General features: G+C 42.3%; 17 protein-coding genes. 6 read left to right on the top strand and 11 right to left on the bottom strand.

Annotated elements, in window-relative coordinates; all coding sequences use genetic code 11:
• Positions 1-29: 29 nt before the first annotated feature.
• Positions 30-155, bottom strand: coding sequence for a hypothetical protein (locus AC58UX_RS06185; protein WP_497250550.1), 126 nt, complete (start codon positions 153-155; stop codon positions 30-32).
• Between the two features lie 212 nt (positions 156-367).
• Here AC58UX_RS06185 and AC58UX_RS06190 point away from each other — a divergent pair, with 212 nt between their 5' ends.
• From AC58UX_RS06190 to AC58UX_RS06205, 4 genes are all read left to right on the top strand, one after another.
• On the top strand, positions 368-1,003 hold the full coding sequence (locus tag AC58UX_RS06190; protein WP_497250552.1) for a D-sedoheptulose-7-phosphate isomerase: 636 nt from the start codon (positions 368-370) through the stop codon (positions 1,001-1,003).
• Positions 1,000-1,992 (top strand): ROK family protein, encoded by a 993-nt coding sequence (locus AC58UX_RS06195; protein ID WP_497250554.1) that lies wholly within the window; start codon positions 1,000-1,002, stop codon positions 1,990-1,992. The genes AC58UX_RS06190 and AC58UX_RS06195 overlap by 4 nt, the downstream gene beginning before the upstream one ends.
• Positions 1,993-2,104: 112 nt before the next feature.
• Complete coding sequence (locus tag AC58UX_RS06200; RefSeq protein ID WP_497250556.1) at positions 2,105-2,554, top strand: NanQ anomerase/TabA/YiaL family protein; 450 nt, start codon at positions 2,105-2,107, stop codon at positions 2,552-2,554.
• An 18-nt stretch (positions 2,555-2,572) separates the two neighbouring features.
• Entirely contained in the window at positions 2,573-3,385 is an 813-nt protein-coding gene (locus AC58UX_RS06205) for an HpcH/HpaI aldolase family protein (RefSeq protein WP_497250558.1), read from the top strand.
• A 48-nt stretch (positions 3,386-3,433) separates the two neighbouring features.
• Here AC58UX_RS06205 and AC58UX_RS06210 read toward each other — a convergent pair whose 3' ends face one another.
• The 7 genes from AC58UX_RS06210 to AC58UX_RS06240 form a co-directional block, all read right to left on the bottom strand.
• Entirely contained in the window at positions 3,434-5,764 is a 2,331-nt protein-coding gene (locus AC58UX_RS06210) for a helix-turn-helix domain-containing protein (RefSeq protein ID WP_497250560.1), read from the bottom strand.
• Positions 5,765-5,794: 30 nt separating this feature from the next.
• Positions 5,795-7,372, bottom strand: a complete 1,578-nt coding sequence (locus AC58UX_RS06215; protein WP_497250562.1) for an extracellular solute-binding protein — start codon at positions 7,370-7,372, stop codon at positions 5,795-5,797.
• 99 nt (positions 7,373-7,471) lie between these two features.
• On the bottom strand, positions 7,472-8,347 hold the full coding sequence (locus tag AC58UX_RS06220) for a carbohydrate ABC transporter permease (protein WP_497250564.1): 876 nt from the start codon (positions 8,345-8,347) through the stop codon (positions 7,472-7,474).
• Positions 8,341-9,234: an ABC transporter permease gene (locus AC58UX_RS06225; protein ID WP_497250566.1), complete on the bottom strand. Its 894-nt coding sequence runs from the start codon at positions 9,232-9,234 to the stop codon at positions 8,341-8,343. The genes AC58UX_RS06220 and AC58UX_RS06225 overlap by 7 nt, the downstream gene beginning before the upstream one ends.
• A 281-nt stretch (positions 9,235-9,515) precedes the next feature.
• Positions 9,516-11,918, bottom strand: coding sequence for an alpha-glucuronidase family glycosyl hydrolase (locus tag AC58UX_RS06230; RefSeq protein WP_497250568.1), 2,403 nt, complete (start codon positions 11,916-11,918; stop codon positions 9,516-9,518).
• Positions 11,919-11,960: 42 nt separating this feature from the next.
• The gene (locus tag AC58UX_RS06235) at positions 11,961-12,920 is read right to left on the bottom strand and encodes a dihydrodipicolinate synthase family protein (RefSeq protein WP_497250570.1); all 960 of its coding nucleotides are present in this window, start codon (positions 12,918-12,920) and stop codon (positions 11,961-11,963) included.
• Positions 12,921-13,211: 291 nt separating this feature from the next.
• Positions 13,212-14,171, bottom strand: a complete 960-nt coding sequence (locus tag AC58UX_RS06240) for a D-2-hydroxyacid dehydrogenase (protein WP_497250572.1) — start codon at positions 14,169-14,171, stop codon at positions 13,212-13,214.
• A gap of 307 nt (positions 14,172-14,478) precedes the next feature.
• Between AC58UX_RS06240 and AC58UX_RS06245 the strand changes: the two genes are divergently transcribed.
• Complete coding sequence (locus AC58UX_RS06245; RefSeq protein ID WP_497250574.1) at positions 14,479-16,968, top strand: alpha-mannosidase; 2,490 nt, start codon at positions 14,479-14,481, stop codon at positions 16,966-16,968.
• 79 nt (positions 16,969-17,047) lie between these two features.
• Positions 17,048-17,968 carry a helix-turn-helix transcriptional regulator gene (locus AC58UX_RS06250; RefSeq protein ID WP_497250576.1) on the top strand — a complete coding sequence of 307 codons (921 nt, stop codon included), beginning with the start codon at positions 17,048-17,050 and terminating at the stop codon, positions 17,966-17,968.
• A gap of 1,174 nt (positions 17,969-19,142) precedes the next feature.
• On the opposite strand, the gene AC58UX_RS06255 is transcribed toward AC58UX_RS06250, so the two are convergent.
• From AC58UX_RS06255 to AC58UX_RS06265, 3 genes are all read right to left on the bottom strand, one after another.
• Positions 19,143-19,373 (bottom strand): hypothetical protein, encoded by a 231-nt coding sequence (locus AC58UX_RS06255; protein ID WP_497250578.1) that lies wholly within the window; start codon positions 19,371-19,373, stop codon positions 19,143-19,145.
• A gap of 98 nt (positions 19,374-19,471) precedes the next feature.
• Positions 19,472-19,654, bottom strand: coding sequence for a hypothetical protein (locus AC58UX_RS06260; protein WP_497250580.1), 183 nt, complete (start codon positions 19,652-19,654; stop codon positions 19,472-19,474).
• A gap of 200 nt (positions 19,655-19,854) precedes the next feature.
• On the bottom strand, positions 19,855-21,096 hold the full coding sequence (locus tag AC58UX_RS06265; RefSeq protein WP_497250582.1) for a CapA family protein: 1,242 nt from the start codon (positions 21,094-21,096) through the stop codon (positions 19,855-19,857).
• Positions 21,097-21,282: the final 186 nt, after the last annotated feature.

Genomic DNA, 21,282 nt, shown 5'->3' on the forward strand with positions numbered 1-21,282 from the left:
GAGTCTATTTAGTTGTTTAAATAAATTTATTAACCACCAGAATTAATATTTGCATCAACAATACCATTATTGCTACTACTTTTTTTACTACTGTTTTGATTTGGTTTTTGGTTTTTTTGCTTTGCTGATTCAAAACTCTTTTTTTGGTTCGTCATGACTTTAGCCCACCCATCTAAGATGACGATCGTCTGCCTTCCTCCCTATCGCGCAGAGCGCCTTCTTCGCGAATTTACCTTGGCATTATTCTATATGTGGTTGTCGTTTTTGTTTATTCGTATCCTAACAGATAGGCTTTATAATTATAAAGTAAAGAAACCTGCAATATTTTGACGGAGATGGATGCAAGTCATCACATGGAGGTATTTGAATGAACGAAATTCTGAAAATTACAACGACTCGCTACCCGGAGTTAGAAGCATGTATACCGGAGATAGAAGCAGCATTTGAGCTTATGCGAGTTTCCTTTAGCCAAGGCGGTAAGCTCCTATTATGCGGTAATGGCGGTAGTGCGGCAGATTGTGAGCATGTTGTGGGAGAATTAATGAAGGGGTTTATGTCCAAACGACCGCTTCCAGCATCAACAATTGAACGATTTGAATCTGAATTTCCTGGAGAAGGCGCTTCGATTGCCACGAAGCTCCAAGGTGCTTTGCCGGCGATTTCTCTAGTCAGCCATTCCGCTTTTTTAACCGCTTATGCAAATGATGTAGCTTCGGAAATGATTTTTGCTCAGCAGGTTTATGGATATGGCCGTCCGGGAGATGTATTGATCGGTTTTAGTACTTCAGGCAACTCAGTAAATGTGCTTCGAGCTTTACAAGTCGCTAAGCTGCAGGGGATGAAAACGATCGGTTTCACCGGATTTAGCGGCGGCAAAATGAAAGCGCTTTGCGATGCTTCGATCTGCGTGCCATCGGATCTAACCCCTAACATCCAGGAAAGGCATTTGCCTATCTATCATGCGCTGTGCATGATGCTGGAGGAGGTGTTCTTTCCCTCATGACAGTATTAGCTGCAATCGATATTGGCGGAACAAAATGCGCAGTCAGTTTAGGTGCTGTAGAGCAAGACAAAAAAATGGACATTATGGAAAAAATACGTTTTCCTACACCGTCGAATCCAGAAGTTGCAATTCAACAGATGATTTCCTCTTTGGAAATCTTGCTTGCCAAGTATCCCAATGAAAAAGTTGCTGCGATTGGCATTAGCTGCGGTGGTCCGCTAGACAGTCGGAAAGGGCTTATTCTCTCACCGCCAAATTTGCCGGGTTGGGATCAAATTGATATTATTACTCCTTTTCAAGAGCGATTTGGCATTCCGGTCAGCTTACAAAACGATGCGAATGCATGCGCATTGGCTGAGTGGCACTGGGGTGCTGGCAAGGGCTGTAAGAACATGATCTTTCTTACGTTTGGCACAGGTATGGGCGCAGGATTAATTCTGAACGGACAGCTTTATAGCGGAACGAATGATATGGCTGGCGAGGTCGGGCATATCCGTTTAGAATCGGATGGTCCAATCGGATATGGCAAAGCGGGCTCGTTCGAAGGCTTTTGCAGCGGTGGCGGAATTGCACAAATTGCAAAAAACATGGCAGTAACCGCATTACAACAAGGACAAGGTCCCTCCTACTGCAGAACATGGGATGATTTGGCGGCAGTTACCGCGCAAAAGGCAGGTGAAGCTGCGCAAGCAGGAGATACAACCGCTATGCAAGTTTTTGATCTGGTAGGTCGACAATTAGGTCAAGGTTTGGCAATGTTGATTGACCTGCTCAACCCGGAACGGATTGTGATTGGCAGCATCTACGGCCGCCAGCAAGGACTCCTTGAGCCTATTGTAATGAACGTGCTGCGGCAAGAAGCATTATCCATTTCCTTGAATGTTTGCGAGATCGTTTCAGCCGGATTAGGTGAACAAGTTGGCGATTATGCCGGTTTGTCTGTCGCTTTGGAACAAGTCTATCAAAATGGAACAAAATTTAATTCATAGTAAGACAACATACGGCCAAATTGGAACAGCCTGTCCGAAAATGGACGTTTCATTTCCTATTTGGTTAAGTTAACCTGAAATTGTTAAGAAAAAAAAGAAATGGGGAATTCGTTTGATCATCGACCGGCTGGATCATAGTCATTTGTACAAAGACCTGCACCCTAAATTCATAACAGCCTTTAACTATTTAAAGGAAGCCCCGCTCATTACCATGCAGCCTGGCAAGTATGAGATTGAAGGTGATGATATTTTTCTGCTGCTGCAGGAGTATCAAACAAAAAGCGAGGAAGCTCAATTCTGGGAAGCCCACAATCGCTACATCGATATCCAATATATGGTACAAGGTTCAGAACGGATGGGGTATGCATGTGTAGAGGATCTGCAGCAAACGGAAGATTTCCTGGCAGAAAAAGACTACATAGTTTTGGAAGGAAAAGGACATGACTTTGTAGTTCATGAAGGTGCCTTCGCCATATTTTTCCCCCAAGATGCCCACATGCCTTGCTTATATGACAAGCAGCCAGCACTCATAAAAAAGGCAGTAATTAAAGTAAAAAGGTAAGAAAAGAGGAGAATCCATATGAACAATAAAGAATTGCAGAATCACCTCCGCGATGGACAAAGAGCTTATGGGACACTGATCGTTTCTACCTCACCCCGCTGGCCTACCGAAGTAAAAAAATTAAATCTCGACTTCGTTTTTATCGATACGGAGCACATGTCCATCGACCGAGACATGCTCTCCTGGATGTGCAGAACCTATACTGCGCTCGGGCTTGCTCCAATCGTGCGCATACCATCGCCGGATCCCTACGAGGCAAGTAAAGCTATGGATGCAGGAGCTGCAGGAATTGTAGCCCCTTATATTGAAACTTCGGAGCAGGTGCAGGCGCTTCGCGGAGCAGTTAAGCTGCGGCCAATCAAAGGGAAGAAGTTAAGTAATATTCTAAGTGGAACAGACAAGCCGGAGGAACCTCTGAAATCCTATCTGGAAGAGTTTAATGCAGGCAATATTCTGATTGTTAACATCGAAAGCGGACCCGCTCTCGAGGCACTAGATGAAATCCTGCAGGTTCCTCAGCTGGATGGAGTATTGATCGGACCCCATGATTTATCCTGCAGCCTGAATGTGCCCGAACAATACGATCACCCTGTGTTTAAGGAAGCTATCAGCACGATCATCCGTAAGGCAAGAGCTGCTAATGTAGCTGCCGGTATACATTACTTTTGGGGTGTAGAGCAGGAAATCGCTTGGGGTCAAGAAGGGTTGAACCTCTTCGTCCATGCCTCCGACATGACGTCTTTCACAGCCCAAATGTCTCGCGACATCAACGAAATTAAACAAAGGCTAGGCGATCGGTTAGATAACGCAGATAACCGTATCCATATTTGATTTCAAGAGAAAGGAGCATAGGCTTTGCCTGTGCTCCTTAAGGTTTTCCTATGCTTTCTTATTCCTGTTGGAATTACGAAATAGATGAGGGGTTGTACCTTCGTATTTTTTGAACAACCGAATGAACGTCGTTCTGCTGTAAACACCTACCTCATCCACAATTTCATTAATCGTCAGATCTGTTTCTATGAGCAGCTCCTTCGCTTTGGAAATTCTGTACCAGCTTATATATCCGGTAAGATTAATGCCTGTCTTTTCTTTGAAAATCCGTGAGATATACTTGGCGGAAACCCCCATCCCCTCTGCAATTTTCTCTAGGCCCAGATCACTGTGATAATTCTCCTCAATATACTTGATAATTACCGAGCTGATTTCATTAGATGTGTCTCGATTTCGTGCCGTAGTCTGTTCAATGATCGTATCGAAAAACAGGAGTAGATTAACCTTTTCCTCTTCGTTCTCGTCGCCTTTGAATAGAGTTTCGTTTCCGGCTATATTATGTGGCATTAAACCACGCTCGATTAAAAACCTACAGCCCGTATTATACATTTCTCTAAGCAAATTTGTATGAAGATGACGGGGCAAATGCTTCTCTTTGTTTTTCTTCACAATCTCGTCGACTTTTATTTGCAGATTTTCCTTATCCCCTGCTTTTAAACAGTTAATTATGCTGTTTTCATCCAAAAAGGAATAGGAAACATGCATGAGCTCATCCGAAAGCGTTTCCGAATCGATGATCTGAAAATCCGCTTTCTCATCGCTGGATTCCAAGGCGTTCATTGCATCCGAATATGATTTGGCGATTCCCAATACATCCTGGTACTCCTTGCCGAGCCCGATACGTATAAGGCAATACCGCGAATCATATTGAAAGGTATCGATTATTTTCTGCAAGGCCTTCATCAATTGATTGGTTTCCTCGAGATCATTTAAATTAAAGATGCCGATGTAGAGGTTTTCTTTTTCCTCAAGCAAATAGACATCCACATAAGAACGCAGCAATCCCCCGATCAAATTTCCCATCCTGCTCAAAATATTCATTCTTTCCACATCTTGAATTTCGTTATAAAATGACTCTTTGAAGTAGAATCGAATGGCGAAGCACTGATACATTGGTTTCAGAAACATCATATCATTTCTTAGCATTTCCCCAATTTCTTCTTGCCCATTCTTCGATTTCATACCACGGAATAAATTGATCAAACACTCCTTGAGATATTCGGCAGATTGCATTTCCAGCTTACTTTGGATTTTATGATTACGTTCGATCAAGCTATTGATCCTCTTGCCGATATAATCAAACTCATTGTATTTGCCCGATTCATTATTGATTTCATCCGTGATATCATTTGCATCACTGAGAACATCGCGAAACCTTTTTATGGGACTGTACAGGTTATAGGCAAAGATGAAAGAAAAAATAATACCGATTAGAATAAGGGTAAGACAGATTATCGTGATGGAAGCAACGTAATAAGTGGTATCCTTGTTAAATTCACTTATAGGTGTGACGGTATAATAATTCCACCCATAATTCTCTGAAATGACGCGGTTTACAATAACTTTTTTATTTCCAAGCTTCACTTCACTGTGGGACATTTCAGTTGAATTGAAAATTTTGTTCAGTTGCTCAACAACAGAGGGATCACTCAAATTTGGATCACTGCTCACAATGACCCGATTGCGGTTGTCCGTGACAAGCATTTGAGTCGCATCCATCACTGCATGGTTCTGAATTGTCTTCAGAATCATATCCGTTGGCACAGTCGTCACCACAACAACCTTATTTCCGCTGCTCGTGTTTGTGAAGACGAACGGTATCACATTTCTCGCATGCGAAGTACTCTGACTAACTCGGGATGTAACATCCAGAATCTCAAGGAAAGCCCCGCTCGTAAGCTTATTATCCCAATACTTTTTATCGTATGCTTTCATTTGATAATATTGATCGAAAAAAAAGTTGAAATCGTTAAGTCCTTCAGAAAGATAGACTCTTTTCGTATCTGCGTATGCAAATATGTTATCAATCAGCACACCGAGATTACTAGAAATGCGCCCTAACGTTGCAGGGATTTCTGGAATACGAACTCTGTCTGCTAGCGTGTATTCGTCATACGGACGCAGGAGATCTTTATTTTCCGAGAAAAAATTTGCGCTTGAATCTTGAATCGTACGTAAATAAATTTCAATTGTATCAACCGATGAACGTAAATTCATTTCTACTTTTTGCGTATAGTTTTCTTGCATTCGGCTGGTTGAGTTAAAATAAAAAACTGTCCCTATAATTAATATAGGGACTAAAAGGGATAAGAAATAACCTAGAATACGATAAAAAAGTCGGTTCAACGGAATGAACAATTTAATTCTATTTTTGAACATCATTGAACCTAACCTCCCCTTCTTCAGGTATTATGGTGTGTTAGCTCGAATGTAAGCTTCATTGTAAATTTTCTCAATTTCCGCCACGCCATTGTCTGCCAAACTCTTTATAAACTTATCATAGTCAGATATTGGACGAACGCCGATAATAAATTTATCCATTTCCTGATCTACCAACGTATCTACCTTTGTAATTAATTTTTTTAATTTTTCACTTTCTTCCTTATTAAAAGGAGGAACACTGCGTACTTGGAAATATCCATTCGCTTCTGTCATTTGAGAAGCCCAACGGGTTAATTCCTGATCGGATACTTGAGCCATCGGGTGTTCATCTACATTCGGATCGAAAGCCTCAAATCCAACAGCGATATCCTTTTGCATGAAACGATATGGATCTTTCGTATCTGCATACTTCTTGACGATATCTTCTTTCATCATTGGTTGGCCATTTACCACCGTATAGTGTTGACCCTCAATACCATAGTTCATTAAGCGTGTGCCTTCAGGACTATACAGCCAATCCATGAATTTAACAACTTTCTCAGGATCCTTCACTTTTGCACTGATGGCGTAGTGACTCAGCCAATCCTTAACATACATAGCCGCTCTAGGCTTTGCCTGCCCGTACTGCAGTGGAGATAGTAGATCGAATTTCGCATTTGGGTCAACAGCTTTCAACGCACTATTAAAATTGATACCAAAGGAGTTATTGTCCCAATAGAATAACGCTTTACCTGAAGCCAATTTTTCTTTCATTTGGTCACCGGTATTCACCGCATAGTCCGGATCTAGCAGTTTTTCTTTATAAAGTTTGTTAAGGAACTCCAGCACCGGTTTAAATTCAGGATGAGCTTGCCCATAAGACCAACTGCCGCCATTTATAGCCGGGTCGAAGTACATCCGGTTTCCTGAGCCCATCGCAAAGGATATTTCATTTAGCAGCTTCTTGGCGTTTTCTCTACCTGTGTAAGGAATCGAATCCGGATATGCTTCTTTAAATTTCTTTAGAACCGTATATAAATCGTCGAAATTCTTAGGCATTTGCAATCCTAGCTTTTTAATTAAATCTACTCGGATCATAGGTGCGCCAGCTAGCTGAAGTCTCCAATTTCCCAATTGTGGGAAGGAGTAAAATTTGCCGTCCACTTTGTTGTTGTTGATTGCCGGGTTTTCCTTTATTAATCTAGAGAGGTTCGGCGCATATTGCATATAATTACTAATATTAAGCAGAAGCCCGTCTTTTGCTGCATTGGCAAAAAGTTGATTACCATTAGCCACCTTCATGATATCTGGTAAAGTATTCGTAGCGAAGATGGTTTGCAACCGTTGATCTAAGTTAGCGGGTGCAAGCTCAAAGTCCAATTTGACATTTGTCTTCTCAAATAAAGCATCAAATACTGGCGATTTGGTGTTGATTTCACCATATAACACTTTAATGGTTAAAGGAGCGTCCAGCAGTTTACCGCTAGGTTGAGCAGTACCAGGTTGTGTTGTCTTCGGTTCATCCGCACTCTTTTTTACCGTATTACTCGAACATGCCGAGATAATCAAGACCAGAACCAAAACAATGGATAAGATGATAGCTGGTTTGCTTTTTTGATTAGCCAATTGATACCCTCCTAGAATACTATTTTTGTTTTAATTTTTCAATTTTCTAATATTCCAATAGATTATAATGAAGTGTCATCACTCCTTTCAAGGCTAGTTTTATCCTTTTAACGATCCAACCATCACGCCTTTGACAAAATACTTTTGAATAAACGGATATACAGCAAGAATCGGTAAAAGGGTAATAAAAATAAATGCATATTTCATGCTGGTCACGATCGTTTTCGAATCACTCTCAGCATTGCTGCCGCTACTGACCAGCCCGTCAATCACATAATTGCGCACAATAACCTGGATTGGGTACAGATCGGAATCGCTCAGGTAAAGTGTTGCCGGAAAGAAGCTGTTCCAATGGGCAACCGCATAAAACATGCACATGGTTGCAATGACTGGCATGGAAAGCGGGAGCACGATTTGAAAAAAGATTTTCATATCGTGCGCACCGTCCATATGAGCCGACTCGTAAATCTCATTCGGAATGTTCTGAAAGAATGTTCTCATGATGATCATGTTCCAAACATTGATTGCCGTAGGAATGACGATTGCCCAGATGGAATTCAACATATGCAAATTATAAACAACGAGATAGTTGGGGATTAAACCACCGTGAAATAACATGGTAATAATAATGAAAACGGTAAAAACATTTCTTCCATAAAACCGGTTTCGAGATAACGGGTATGCGCATAGAGCAGTCATCATAACATTGATGAAAGTTCCGACGACCGTGTATAAGATCGTATTGCCATACGCACGAACAACTAAAGGATTGTCCAGTACGGCACGGTAGGCTTCAAAATTGAATCCAACGGGTAACCATTTGACATCTCCCCTCATGACGCTAAGTCCTTCACTGACAGATACAATAACGACATAATATAGGGGGTATAGAAAGGTGAACAGCATGACGATTATCATCGAATAAATGATGGCATTAAAAAAGAAAGAACCAATTCCGATTTTTCGCGTTACCATAGACTAGTTTCACCGACTTTTCGGGAAATTTTGTTCGCTGAAGTAATAAATACTAAGGCAATTACCGATTGAAAAAGTTCAACAGCTGTACCATAACTGAAATCGCTGGAAAGCAATCCGCGTCTATATACATAGGTCGAAATCACATCTGCTGTTTCATAGGTAGGTCCGGTATATAAGAGCAGTATTTTTTCAAAACCGATTGTCATGATGTTACCCAAGCTAAGTAAAAACATAATCGTCACAACAGGAATGATCCCAGGGATCGTAATGTTCCAAATTTGCTGCCACCGATTGGCTCCATCCATCTTAGCAGCCTCATACTGCTGCGGGTCGACAGAAGTAAGGGCAGCTAAATAAATAATGGAGCCCCAACCTACACCCTGCCAAATTTCCGAGCTCACATAAATACTGCGAAACCATCCCGCATCCATCAAAAATGGGATAGGCTCCTTTCCAAAGCTCCCTAACAGCTGATTGATTAATCCACCATTGGACATTAAATTTACGACCATTCCGCATACAATGACAGTTGATAAAAAATGCGGAAGATAACTGATTGTTTGTACGAGTTTTTTAAAACGTAGAAATTTGATTTCGTTTATAACCAGAGCCAGTATAATTGGGGCAGGAAAAGAAAAAACGAGCATGTATATATTGATCGTAACTGTATTCCGTACAAGTTTCCAAAAATAGGGATCTGCTAGAAACTCGCGGAAATGTGAGAAACCAACCCACTCGCTATGTAAGATACCTCTCACAAAATTGTAATCTTGGAATGCTATGACAATGCCAAGCATCGGAACGTACTTGAACAGGATAAAATAAACAATGGGCAAAAAGATCATGATGTATAAATACTTGTTTTCCACGATTCTCTTTCTCATTGTTTTGCCAACGAATGTATTAAGAAAAGTCAAATCATTTCTCCTCCTTAATGAATCAAGTTAACGCTTTCAAAATATATCACTTCTTTTGCGCTAAATTAACATCCACTTTGGTATTTTACGTTTCATTTTAGCTCCTGTTTTGTTTTTGTTTCATTTTTCTACCTTGTATCATTTAGGGATACGTCACACTTTGGAAAAAAGCTACTACACCTCGCCTATTAAAGGAGTGTAATAGCCTTTTTAGTTTGTCGCTTTTTTAAAAAGATAGGTTAGCTGTGTTAAACTTTGTTAGCTATGGTTTGGTTTGGCGTGCAAGGGGTTAGCCAAATCTCTCCAATATTCATCCGCTTGGTTCCTTTCATACGGAGGAAGCTTAGCTTCAATCTCCCCTCACTTATAATCTCGTGAGGGATAAAAGATTCATGAATAGTAACCGTTGACCCATTTACAGGCAGATTCTCATAAACGATGAAGGAATCATTCGCTGTTAATTTCACTTGAACAGCTCTGTGTGCCTCCACCCCAATTTCTCCCACATAGGCCACTTGCAATTTATAATCGGCCGATGGGTCAAGGTTCTCATAACGAACGATGATCGGAGTGTCGAGCATTACGTTCACATGATTAATCCAAGCTAATGGTATGCCGCCAAGCTCCTTTTCTTTTTCCTCTGCGCGACCTTTTGATAGCAAATAAACGGCATGAGCGGTTCTTGGCGAAGCCAAATAACCTGGATCGTTTGCCCAGCCCTGCCCCGGATCGATACGGCGGTTGCTGCGATACGATCCCAAATTGTCATAAAATCCACCAGGTCCTGGATTCGTCCGATTCAGTATTTCATCAATAATCGCCAATCGTGCTGCCTCATCCTTCGCCTCATGGATCATGGCGCATCGGATGCGCAGCCAACGGGAATCATTCAAGGGAAAGTTGATCGCATCTATGTATGCCCCGCGATCCTGAGCACTCGCGAAATGTCGTGTCACAGTAAGCTGGTACCCAATATTCTCAAATAAACGGTCTGCCAATTCATCGCACCGTCTTCGATAATCTTGGGCAACGGGTTCAGATACAGCACGAGCAAGGATTTGTTCCACACGATTCGCAGCTACCAATGCTCCCGTTTGCTCCACTTCCCGCAGCGCATCCTTGGCTCTATATTCCAGCTCTGTTTCATAGACAAGTCTGCGTTTTGTGTACGCATCAAAGTAAGCCCGAAGCAATCCCATCTGAAAACGGTAATTGTTCAGTACGCTCCGGGGTGCTTCCCTTTCCATTTGCTGCCACTGCAGCAAGGTCACTTCCACTCCTTCGTTCGCCAGGAGCGGACCAACCCAGTTGTCCTCCAGTGCTAGCAGTCCTTGAGCTACGCCATCTGCTTGCTCATAGCCAATAAACCACCTGCCGTAATCTCGTAACGTTTCCACCACCGGTATTTGTGGATTCCAATCTTGATCGCTCCATACGAATTTGTTCACATCGTCATTAATGCCCTCAGAATAAGAAATGTTGCCAACAGCATAAGAGGCAAATACATTATGAATTTGTTTTTGCGCCAAAGGACGTGGATTGGTGCTTTCTCTGCCTAGGGTGAGCGCAAATGACAGATCCCAATCCGCTACTGGATATTGACAATGAAAATTATGCGTGATGTCTTCATAACGGCGAATCGGATATTTCTGTGGAACGATCTTTCTTAGCTCGGGCAGCGTTTCATCGACATGAGGGCCGAATACGATACCGCCAAGCCAATCCGGCTCCTTGCTCAGTTGCTCATAAAACCCCTTCTTCCATGCGGACGGATCCTCATTCATAACCTGCGATGACAACCAAATCTGAGCATCTGGGTGATAGGTGTGCAGAAGTCTCGCAACTTTTTCGCACCAAACGAACAGCGGTTCAGGATCCAAATCGCCAGGATCACTACCAGGAATGAAGACATGTTGAATATGGGGGACCTTGCTGAATATTTGTTCGCGTTCGGCCAATTCGGCTTCGACTATTTTCGGATCAGAAAAATCCTTTCCGAGGTTTGGGTACCAGACCCATGTGTCGAGACCATATGAATGAATGACTTCCGAAAGCCGAATCATCATTTCCATCGGTTCGACCTTCATCACTGGCCCTGTGGCATCATCATCGGTTCTCGGCGGCATGATTTCAATGCTGTTAGCGCCAAAAATGGCTAAATCCCGGATATATTGGTCAAACTGCTCCACGCTCCAGGCATCATATGCATTGTTCTTAGGTCTGTACCCCAGCTGATGTCCCCGGATTGGAAAGCTGGGAGCTTCAGTCAATTTGACCTCATTGTCCAGCTGTATTACATTGTCTCCCCAGTGCAATAAACGCAAAAGCTTTCCCGTTCCGTAGAGAACGCCCCGGGCATCTGCACCGACGACGAAAACAGCTTGGCGCGAAGCTTCAGACACCGTTCTCAGCGTAAACCCTTCTGGTGATAAAGCAGGAATGTCCTCATCTAGATGGATCGGGCCTATTCGATCTAATGATTCAGGCGTTCCAATTGCAATAAATGGTACATTACCATCGGGGTAACTGTGCGAGCGATGCAGCGTAATCCCCGTCCTTTTAGCCAATTCTTCGATCAGAACATCCGCCGCTTTGGCTTCTGCGCCCTTAGCATCCTTGGAATATACGACGGTGGCTTGTATCAAATTCAAATATGTCATTTAGAGACAACTCCATTCATGTTCATTTTATTATCATGATTTAGCTACAGCCGTGTTGCATCCTTCACTAAATAATTTGTACTGTTCGGCGTATTCCTTGGATACTGCATAAAACTGCTCGACCATTTGCTTTCCCGTCTCGTTGAGGTCCTTAAACTGCCTTGAGCGAGAATGTAGGCCTATACGCACACCATCCAAGCCCATAAAATATTTAGAATTAATCGGATAAGGCTGTCCTTCATGCGCAGAGGCCATCCCGATAAAGTTCATCAACCTTTGCGCTTCTGCAGGCTGGGTAAGCCAATTACGGCATAGCCAGACGTAAAGTTCTGGATGAAAGTTAGCCATGATCCCGCTAAAGCCTGCAGCTCCAGCCTTTAACGAATCGAGCAGCGTTGTTGCATTCGCATTAAAAATTTTAAGTTGGCTTCCTTCTACAGCTTTCAACTTGGCCTTCATTAGCGGAAGCGAACAGCTGGTATCTTTCAGAAACAGAAAACGTCCTGTTGCTGCGCACCATTCCAGCAAGGCTGGTGAAAGCTCCCTTTTATATGGATGAGGGCATTCATAGAAACCGAGTGAAATGTCAGCAGGCAGCTTTTCGAGTAATCGTTCCAGATTCGCTTTCCAAACAAGATCAGATTCATCTTCCCTAGCTAGCCTATTGGTAACCAGGACGACTGCATCCGCTCCGGCTGCAGCAACCGTAAGAATATCTTCCACCTGCTCTTCAAGTGAATCGGAAACGTGCCCCGATGCTATAACCGGTACCCGGCCTGACGCCTTACCTACAATAAATTCGGTCAATTCACTTCTTTCCTGCCGTGATAAATAGAACATTTCACTTGATAAACAAACGGCAAAAAGTCCGTCTACGCCATGAGCAATATACCACTCCACTAAATCCCCTAAAGCAGGATAATCAATTTCATACTTCTCATTGAAAGGCGTAATCATCGTACTCCAGACCCCATTAATAATCTCTTTCCCCATAGCCTTCACCTCCAAATTTTAAGTTTCTCAAGAGTTGATTCTTTCTATCCTGTTAACATTTTCAAAATATATCACTTCCTTCGTGCTAATTTAACACCCACTTTCGCACTTTTCGTTTCATTTTAGCTCCTCTCTTGTTTTTGTTTCATTTTTCCACCTTGTATCATTAATGGCTATGTCACATTTTGAAAAAAAGCTATTACACCTCGCCTATTAAAGAGAGTGTAATAGCTTTTTACGTTGTCACTTACTATATGTTATCGCTTACTATAAGAGATAGGTTAGCCAATTTCAATCATTCACTACATGAATAGGACTTCCCGCTAAAAAAGCTCTAAGGTTGTCTGCAGCCGCTGCCATTAGTCGGCTGCGTGCCTCCTTCGTTGCCCATGCTATATGCGGCGTAATGATACAATTCCGTGCACTGAGCAGCGGATTGTCTCCCCCAGGCGGTTCAACGCTAAGCACATCAAGTCCTGCTCCGCCAATGCGGTTTGTATTTAATGCATCAGCCAAATCTTGCTCCACGACTAACCCGCCTCGCGAAGTGTTTAGCAGCAGCGCTGTCGGTTTCATTCGTGATAGACTTGCTCGATTAATCAACCCCTGCGTATCCGGAAGGAGCGGACAATGCAGTGATACGACGTCGGAATTAGCAAGCAAATCCTCCAACGGGACGAACCGGGTGCCCACCTCAGCAGGGTGGTGATTGCGACCGCTGGTGCTGGCCAGCACTTCCATGCCTAGGGCCCGGCATACTTTAGCTACTTCTTGGCCGATTCTGCCGTAGCCGATTAAACCGATTGTCTTCCCGTGGAGCTCAATTAACGGCTTCAGACTAAAGCAAAAATCGCTGTTGCGGCTCCATTCTCCTCTGCGCACCGCCTCATTATGCAGCCCAATGTGATGACATAATTCCAAGAGCAAGGCAAGTACAAATTGAGCGACGGAAGACGTACCGTAGGTTGGAACATTAGTCACGGGAATGTTCCGGTACGATGCAGCATGAATATCGACGATATTGTAACCCGTTGCCAGTACACCGATGTAACGCAGATCAGGAAGCTGGGCGATCGTATCTGCAGAAAGCGGCGTTTTATTCGTGAACAGGACATCCGCACCGATTGACCGTTCCACGATTAACTCAGCGGGCGTTCGTTCATATACCAAAACCTCCCCCATAGCCTGCAGTTCCTCCCAGCTTAAGTCTCCTGGATTCAATGTATATCCATCTAATATTACAATTTTCATTTTTTCACCCTTTCATGCTGTCCTTTTTAGAAACTTCATGACAAAGTCTATTTCTTGCCCAAATCTTTGTCAATAGCCTTGAGGGCGCTTACAATACATACAAAAACTGAGAATAGGTAGGTTTCATGGAGCAAAACAGCTGATTATTAACCAATTTGAGTGTTATCGAATAAAACAAAACAATATTTTTGGCTTAATAATATAAACGAAAGTCATTATTTCACATTCTTATCCACCTCAAAATCCGTTACATTGAAAATGAAAAAGACGCAATAACACAAAAATTAAGAGAGTAGGGGAAGAATAATTGGAAAAGAAAACGCAATTACATCTTATCGGAAACGCTCATTTGGACCCTGTGTGGCTATGGCAATGGCAGGAAGGTTATGCTGAGATTAAGGCAACCTTCCGGTCTGCACTTGATAGAATTAAGGAATTTCCTGATTTCATCTTTACCTGTGCTTGCGCAGCCTATTATCAGTGGATTGAGGAAAATGCGCCTGAAATGTTTACAGAAATTCAGCAGCGCGTTGCTGAAGGAAGATGGGTCATCGTCGGAGGTTGGTGGATTCAACCGGATTGCAATCTGCCTTCTGGAGAATCATTTGCCAGACAAGGCCTGTACAGCCAAAGATACTTCCTTGAAAAATTCGGCGTCATGGCCAATGTTGGCTATAATGTTGATTCTTTCGGTCATCATGGCATGCTGCCGCAAATTTTGAAAAAGAGCGGGCTTGATTACTATGTATTTCAGCGTCCGAATATTAAAGAGAAAGATCTCGCGAATAGTCTATTCTGGTGGGAAAGCGAGGATGGCACACGCGTTATGACGTTCCGCTTGCCAACCGGCTATACAGACCAAGGACCGGCGCGAATGGAAGAACGAATCCTTAAGCATATGGATTTGGCTGAGAATGAGGGGAATCCTGTTATGTCTTTCTATGGTGTAGGAAACCATGGAGGCGGACCGACAATTGCCGCACTTCTTAAATTGGAAGAGCTGCAGAAGCAGTACGGAGAAGACAACCTCGTGTTCAGTTCGCCGAAAGCATTCTTTGCTGACGTAGAGCAGCTGAATCTGGATATCCCTACGCTAAAAGAGGATCTGCAATTGCACGCCATAGGCTGTTATTCAGCCCACTCGGAAACGAAAGCTTACAACCGCAAGGCAGAGCACCGCTTGTTAACAGCAGAAAAATTCTCAGCGTTGACCCATCATATCCTTGCACACCCTTACCCGCAAGAAAAGCTTCAACACGCTTGGCAGCTCGTCATGTTCAACCAGTTCCATGATATAATGGGCGGCTGCAGCATTAAAGAAGCTTACGAGGACTCACGCGAGTCCTATGGCGAAGCATTGAATATATCGGCTGTGGCGCTTAATGCAGCGCTGCAAAAAATCTCTTGGTCGATTGATACGATGCTGCCCGAAATAAAGTCATTAAGCAAAGAAAATGATTGGATGCTCTGGGAGCAAGCAGATCTAGGCGTCCCGCTAGTCGTCTTTAATCCTTTGTCATGGGAAGTGAATGCTCCAATTTATCTTACAACTGAGCTCACAAGCATTACGGATGAAACCCTGCAACCTATCGCGAGCCAAACGATTCGCGCTTCACGTACAAACGGAAGAAATGACAAGTGGGGAAGTATGTTCATTGGCCGTATCCCGGCTATGGGTTACCGCGTTTACTGGATTTCCAAAAAGAAAAACCAGGAGCAACCGCTGCCTAGTGCAGCACTTACAGTTAGCTCGACTCTTTTGGAAAACGACTTTGTCCGTGTTGAATTTGATCCTCATAACGGCAGCATCGTCAAACTTTGGGACAAACGTCTTGAACTCGATATTTTCAACGGCAAAGGGGCTGTCGCTCAAATTATCGACGAATATGATTCAGATACCTGGAGCCATGAACTCCGATCGTTTCCAAACCTAATAGGTCAGTTCACCGATGCGAAGTTCCGAATATTGGAGGAGGGCCAGCTACGGGCAGGAATACGTATTACCAGTCGATATAATCAGTCCGTGTTGCAGCAAGACTTCTATCTTTATCACGATCGTGCTGATATCGAAGTAAAGGTGCAGCTTGACTGGCGAGAAAAGCATAAAATGCTTAAGTTTGCATTTCCAATTAATGCCCAACAGCCTGAGGCCACTTATGAAATTCCCTATGGTTATATGGTTAGACCGGGAGATGGGGAGGAAAAGCCTGGTCAGCAGTGGGTAGATATAAGCGAAGCTAATGTCGATGAGAACAAAGCGAAATACGGATTTGCACTGCTCAATGACAGTAAATATGCTTATGATGTCAATGAGCATACCCTTCGTATGACCGTCGCACGCGGAGCCATTTTTGCCGACCACTTTGGCTATCACCATGGTTCGCGAGATGATTTATGTGAATATATGGATCAAGGGATTCAGGAATTTAAATACACTATGGTGCCCCATGAAGGCACATGGCAAGAAGCAAGTATTGTGAAGAAGGCCTATGAGCTTAATGTACCGCCAATCACCATAATTGAAACGTACCATCACGGTTCACTGCCGCAAAAGATGGACGGGATTCACATTTCCAACGATGGAATCATTGCTACAGTATTCAAAAAAGCGGAGGACGGAAATGGCTACGTGCTGCGCTGCTATGAGACTACAGGCTACAAGACAGATACAACAATTGAAATTCCTTTCCTCAACCGCAAATGGTCAGCCACCTTTGGGAAATGCGAGATCTTAACTTTCTTGATTCCTGATGATCCGACTCAGCCAGTTAAGGAACTAAATTTATTAGAAATGTAATCAACAGGGTATTCTTACCTTGCCGGGATGCGGTACAATGAAAAGACACACCAAATCCCGCAAGGAGTATCCTGTCCCCATGTCTATTCAGATTGAAAGCTATGTCGAACAGCTGCGTGCTCTGCAAAAATGCATCATGCAGCCTATTACCTTTAACGATATGTCATTTGTGCTTCTTGATGCATTACCCGCTTATCATGAACCGGATTGGACCTGTGAAGAACATCGTCATCCTTGGTTTGAGTTTAATTATGTCATGCAGGGCAGTACGATAACTACATTAAACGGTGTTCCCTTTCGTATAGAAGCAGGTCAATCCTACTTAATTCCACCTGGCCAAATACATGGCCACTACCATGAAATTAAGGAAGTAGAGGATGGCTTTTGCTTACGCTGGCAACTTCAACTGCTTGATGTTAATTCCAGTCATGCAGCCACCAGCTGTGGAAATGACTGGATTCGATGCTTTTCACAACCTAGACCAATTGCTGTTGAGGCAAAGCACAACTTACCGCTGCTGAAACTAAATCGTGACATGAGTGTATCAACGATACAAGCAACACTACTCCACTGGCTCAGCAATATATATGAAGCCTGGCGTCCTGAACAAAACAAAACAGTTGAATTAAATCATAATGTGAATTTCCTTCTCGTTCAACAAACAGACCTCTACTTGGAAAAATATTATGCCACAGAGTTTAAAGTCCATGATGTGGCCAATGCTTTACATGTGAGTTATCGCAACCTGTCAAGAATGTATAAACGTGAAACAGGACTTACTTTAATCGAAAAGTTAAACGATATCCGAATACGACATACAAAAAGATTAATTAAAGAAACTAATCTATCCTTAAGAGAAATCGCTATGGCCGTAGGCTTTAAAAATGAATTCTACCTTTCCAATATGTTTCGGCGCTATGCATTAATGTCTCCAACACAATTTAAGCTACAGATAGACCCGTCTATCACCCCACCTCTTGATTTTGAACGGCATAAATAAGGAAATGCATTTGGCATATAAAAAGAACCCTTATTTAACAACAACAAAAGATGTTATATAAATAAGCGAAAGATAAAAAAGGCAGAGAAGTGGAACAACCACTCCTCTGCCTTTTTTATCTTAACAATAGTTGTTCAAATTCAGAATCCTCATGAATGAAATCACAAAAGGGTATTCTTTTCCCCTTCTGATACTTCAAGGTGTGTCCACCAGGAAACGAATCCTCAAGGGCTTTGTGCCTCATGAGGAGTGATGCTTACTACTGATTGATTCGTGTTGCATCGGTCGAAGACGGATGCAACGCTCTACATCCCTTTAGCATAACGCCACTGCCAATCTAGCACTTTTCTTCACAAGATAATAATGTAAATATAAAACAAAAACAAGCCCAAGGGATGCTCCCCTTGTGCTTGTTCACAAGTGCTTCTGGATTAAGGATATCTCTATGCATAATATTCCATTATTTGTAAATCATTAATTTCACTCAAGCAAGTTTTATCAATTTCATCAACAATTCCATTGAATCCATGCCAAAATGCGACAAGATAACAATTGAAATCAACAGTGTTAATGATCAAGAGATGTTGATTCGTCTTTATGGACTCAGAAAGCCTGCCGATCATTTCGGTAGCCTTCTCTTGATGTTATTGAACAAAAGTGTCCCGTTAGCTTAAAATCCTGCATGCCAAAGTATAAGGATTATCGTCGTCAAAATAATGTTGCAAACATAAAAAATGAACTTAATATTATTAAACCATAATCTAAAATGATTTTCTTTACATTTTTATAAATAAGAAAAAGAGATAGTAGAGTGAACAAGTAGGATAAAATGGCTCCAAGCCAGAACCATTCTAATTCATTTGTTCCATCTTTATGATAAATTGCAAAAGACTGAAAACTTAAACTAAAAAATAATCCAATGATTGAAAAAATAAAAGCTGTTATACTACGTGTGTTCATGGTTAAAACATTAATTTGGTAAATTTCATGTTTCTCTCCATGTCATTATTCAACTATCCTGCCCTTTAGTTCAATGAAAAAGTGAGCAGCTCCACAGCGGTCTGCTCACTACATGTTGTTGCACTCGTTCTCCGTTAACGCAGTGGATGGTCCTATTCGTATCCAGGTGCACTGATGTATTGGGCTGTCCTTGAGCGCCCGTAAGTTACTGTCATCATTGGCGTTCATTTGCTTCGATTTGATGGAGGATTTCGTCAACGACGTGCGCGATCGGTGCGGTGGCGTCGATTATAATCCCATTTTTGGGAACGCCTTCTTTCGTTTGATGCAAGCGCCGAATGATTTCCCATTCCTCTGGTCTGCCACCCCAGTCAGTTGGGTCCAATGCCACTCGCTCATCAATCCGCCGGAGACAGGTTTCCAGGTCGACCTCAAGGACAAACACACAATCGAAAAGATCAATGAATTTGGGAAAATTCCGCGAACCACCGCAGAAAAATGTTACCGCCACATCTTGATTGGCGACCAAAGCTATTACTTTATCTACATGCCAAATGTGGTGTTCGGTTTAAAGCCATTCGTCGGGGTACCAGTTTCCGGGTCGCCTTGATAAGCCAATTCACGGTCACCATGAATGGCATAGTACCCGCGCCGCTGCAATTCGTTGCAGACCGTAGTTTTGCCGGCGCCGGAAACGCCTTCAATCAGATAATTCCTAATGCCCATGGCAAACCCTCCATTCAACTGGATAAGCATAATATAAATTAGATGTTTCTATATTGGCGCTAAACTGCCAGTTAATTCAATTCAAGAGAGTGGTGCTATTTGCGAATTTCAAAATATTAGCTTTGGGTGATACTCCAAGAAATGAATCCCAGTGTTATTGGTATAGAACCAAACATTATTTCCAGCTTGTAACTAGTCGCTTACTCCTTGATGGCTAATTCAGGCATTTCGTCTTTCATCGTTTGTTTGATGGTTTCCCATTCAAATTCTATTTGATCCATGTCGATTTTTTTTAATTGCTTAAGCGGAATAATTTCAAAATGCCGGAAATTCTCATATTTATTATAGGTCGGGATGAAAGTAGGCTCTTCTAGCTCTATGGTACTTTTATCTAAAAAATTGGTTTTAATTACTGTAATCTGTCCGATACCTCCTACTAATTCGATCTTTTGATCTTGTGCAGATAAAAAATTCCCCAAAGAATACATAACTAAAGACCGTTTACCGTCATTACGTGATATCCATTTAATCGGCTGTAAGACATGAGGGTGTGTTCCAATAATTATATCAGCACCCCAATCCGCAAGTTTTAAAGCCAGCGATTTTTGTGAATCATTTGGCATTGTTTGATTTTCGATGCCCCAATGGGTAGAAACTACCACTACATCGGATATATTTTTCGCTTTTTCAATATCCCGTTTCATGGTCTCATCATCAAACAAGTTAACTAAATATGATTTATTTGGTGGTATCGTAATCCCGTTAGTTCCATATGAATAGGCAAGAAAGGAAAACGTAATGCTATTCTTCGTGATCGTCCTTATATTGTCCCGGTCTTCCTGTGAAATAAAAGAACCAGTGTACGGCATGCCTATTTTATTCCAATAATTTGAAGCACTTATAATCCCCTTCTCCCCTATATCCATAGCATGGTTGTTGGCTGTTGTCACAATTGAAATGCTAGAATCAAGAAGGGCGTCTCCAACTTCATGCGGACTATTAAACAGGGGATACGACGATAAACCTAACTCACTGCCACCAATGACTGTTTCTTGATTAGCTATTGCTAGATCTGATTCATGAATAATATCCCTTACTTTCTTGAACATCGGTTTAAAATTATAAGTCCCGTCTGATTGTGAAGCATCTTGATAAACGGTATTATGAATCAAAATATCTCCAATAGCTGATAACCCGACTTTAGTTATAACTGGAGTCGGTGTAGGTGTTTGTACAGTCTGCAAGTTGAGCTTAAACTCGGTGGGCTCGGTAATCATTTCTGGCGATTGAGTGCCGTTTTTGGGTGCCACTGTAGGTTGCATTTCATTTACCAGGTCTTTGGACATTATTAAATCTGGTTTTCTATTCAAGTCGCATCCAGATAAAAATCCAATAATTAAAATGCAAGCTACTATCCACATTAAGCGTTTATTTAGTAACAACTATATCCCCCTATAACACACAAGTTAATAATTAATTGGAAATCAACTAGATCATCGAATCACGAAAGATTATACCAGCTATTTGCAATTAAAAGTGTCGATTCCTCGTGTCGTAAATGTGCTAAATTAGCTTAGAACATTTTAGAATATTAAAGGCATGCCGCTCTAAAGCAACATGCCTCTCTT

The sequence above is a fragment of the Paenibacillus sp. J22P90 genome, from assembly GCF_059692195.1.

Bases quoted from the DNA above. Each gene is read 5' to 3' on its own strand.
- AC58UX_RS06240 (WP_497250572.1), bottom strand. From the start codon at position 14,171: ATGAAAATTGTAATATTAGATGGATATACATTGAATCCAGGAGACTTA.
- AC58UX_RS06250 (WP_497250576.1), top strand. From the start codon at position 17,048: ATGTCTATTCAGATTGAAAGCTATGTCGAACAGCTGCGTGCTCTGCAA.
- AC58UX_RS06210 (WP_497250560.1), bottom strand. From the start codon at position 5,764: ATGTTCAAAAATAGAATTAAATTGTTCATTCCGTTGAACCGACTTTTT.
- AC58UX_RS06195 (WP_497250554.1), top strand. From the start codon at position 1,000: ATGACAGTATTAGCTGCAATCGATATTGGCGGAACAAAATGCGCAGTC.
- AC58UX_RS06220 (WP_497250564.1), bottom strand. From the start codon at position 8,347: ATGGTAACGCGAAAAATCGGAATTGGTTCTTTCTTTTTTAATGCCATC.
- AC58UX_RS06205 (WP_497250558.1), top strand. From the start codon at position 2,573: ATGAACAATAAAGAATTGCAGAATCACCTCCGCGATGGACAAAGAGCT.
- AC58UX_RS06260 (WP_497250580.1), bottom strand. From the start codon at position 19,654: ATGGGCATTAGGAATTATCTGATTGAAGGCGTTTCCGGCGCCGGCAAA.
- AC58UX_RS06190 (WP_497250552.1), top strand. From the start codon at position 368: ATGAACGAAATTCTGAAAATTACAACGACTCGCTACCCGGAGTTAGAA.
- AC58UX_RS06185 (WP_497250550.1), bottom strand. From the start codon at position 155: ATGACGAACCAAAAAAAGAGTTTTGAATCAGCAAAGCAAAAAAACCAA.
- AC58UX_RS06235 (WP_497250570.1), bottom strand. From the start codon at position 12,920: ATGGGGAAAGAGATTATTAATGGGGTCTGGAGTACGATGATTACGCCT.
- AC58UX_RS06225 (WP_497250566.1), bottom strand. From the start codon at position 9,234: ATGAGAAAGAGAATCGTGGAAAACAAGTATTTATACATCATGATCTTT.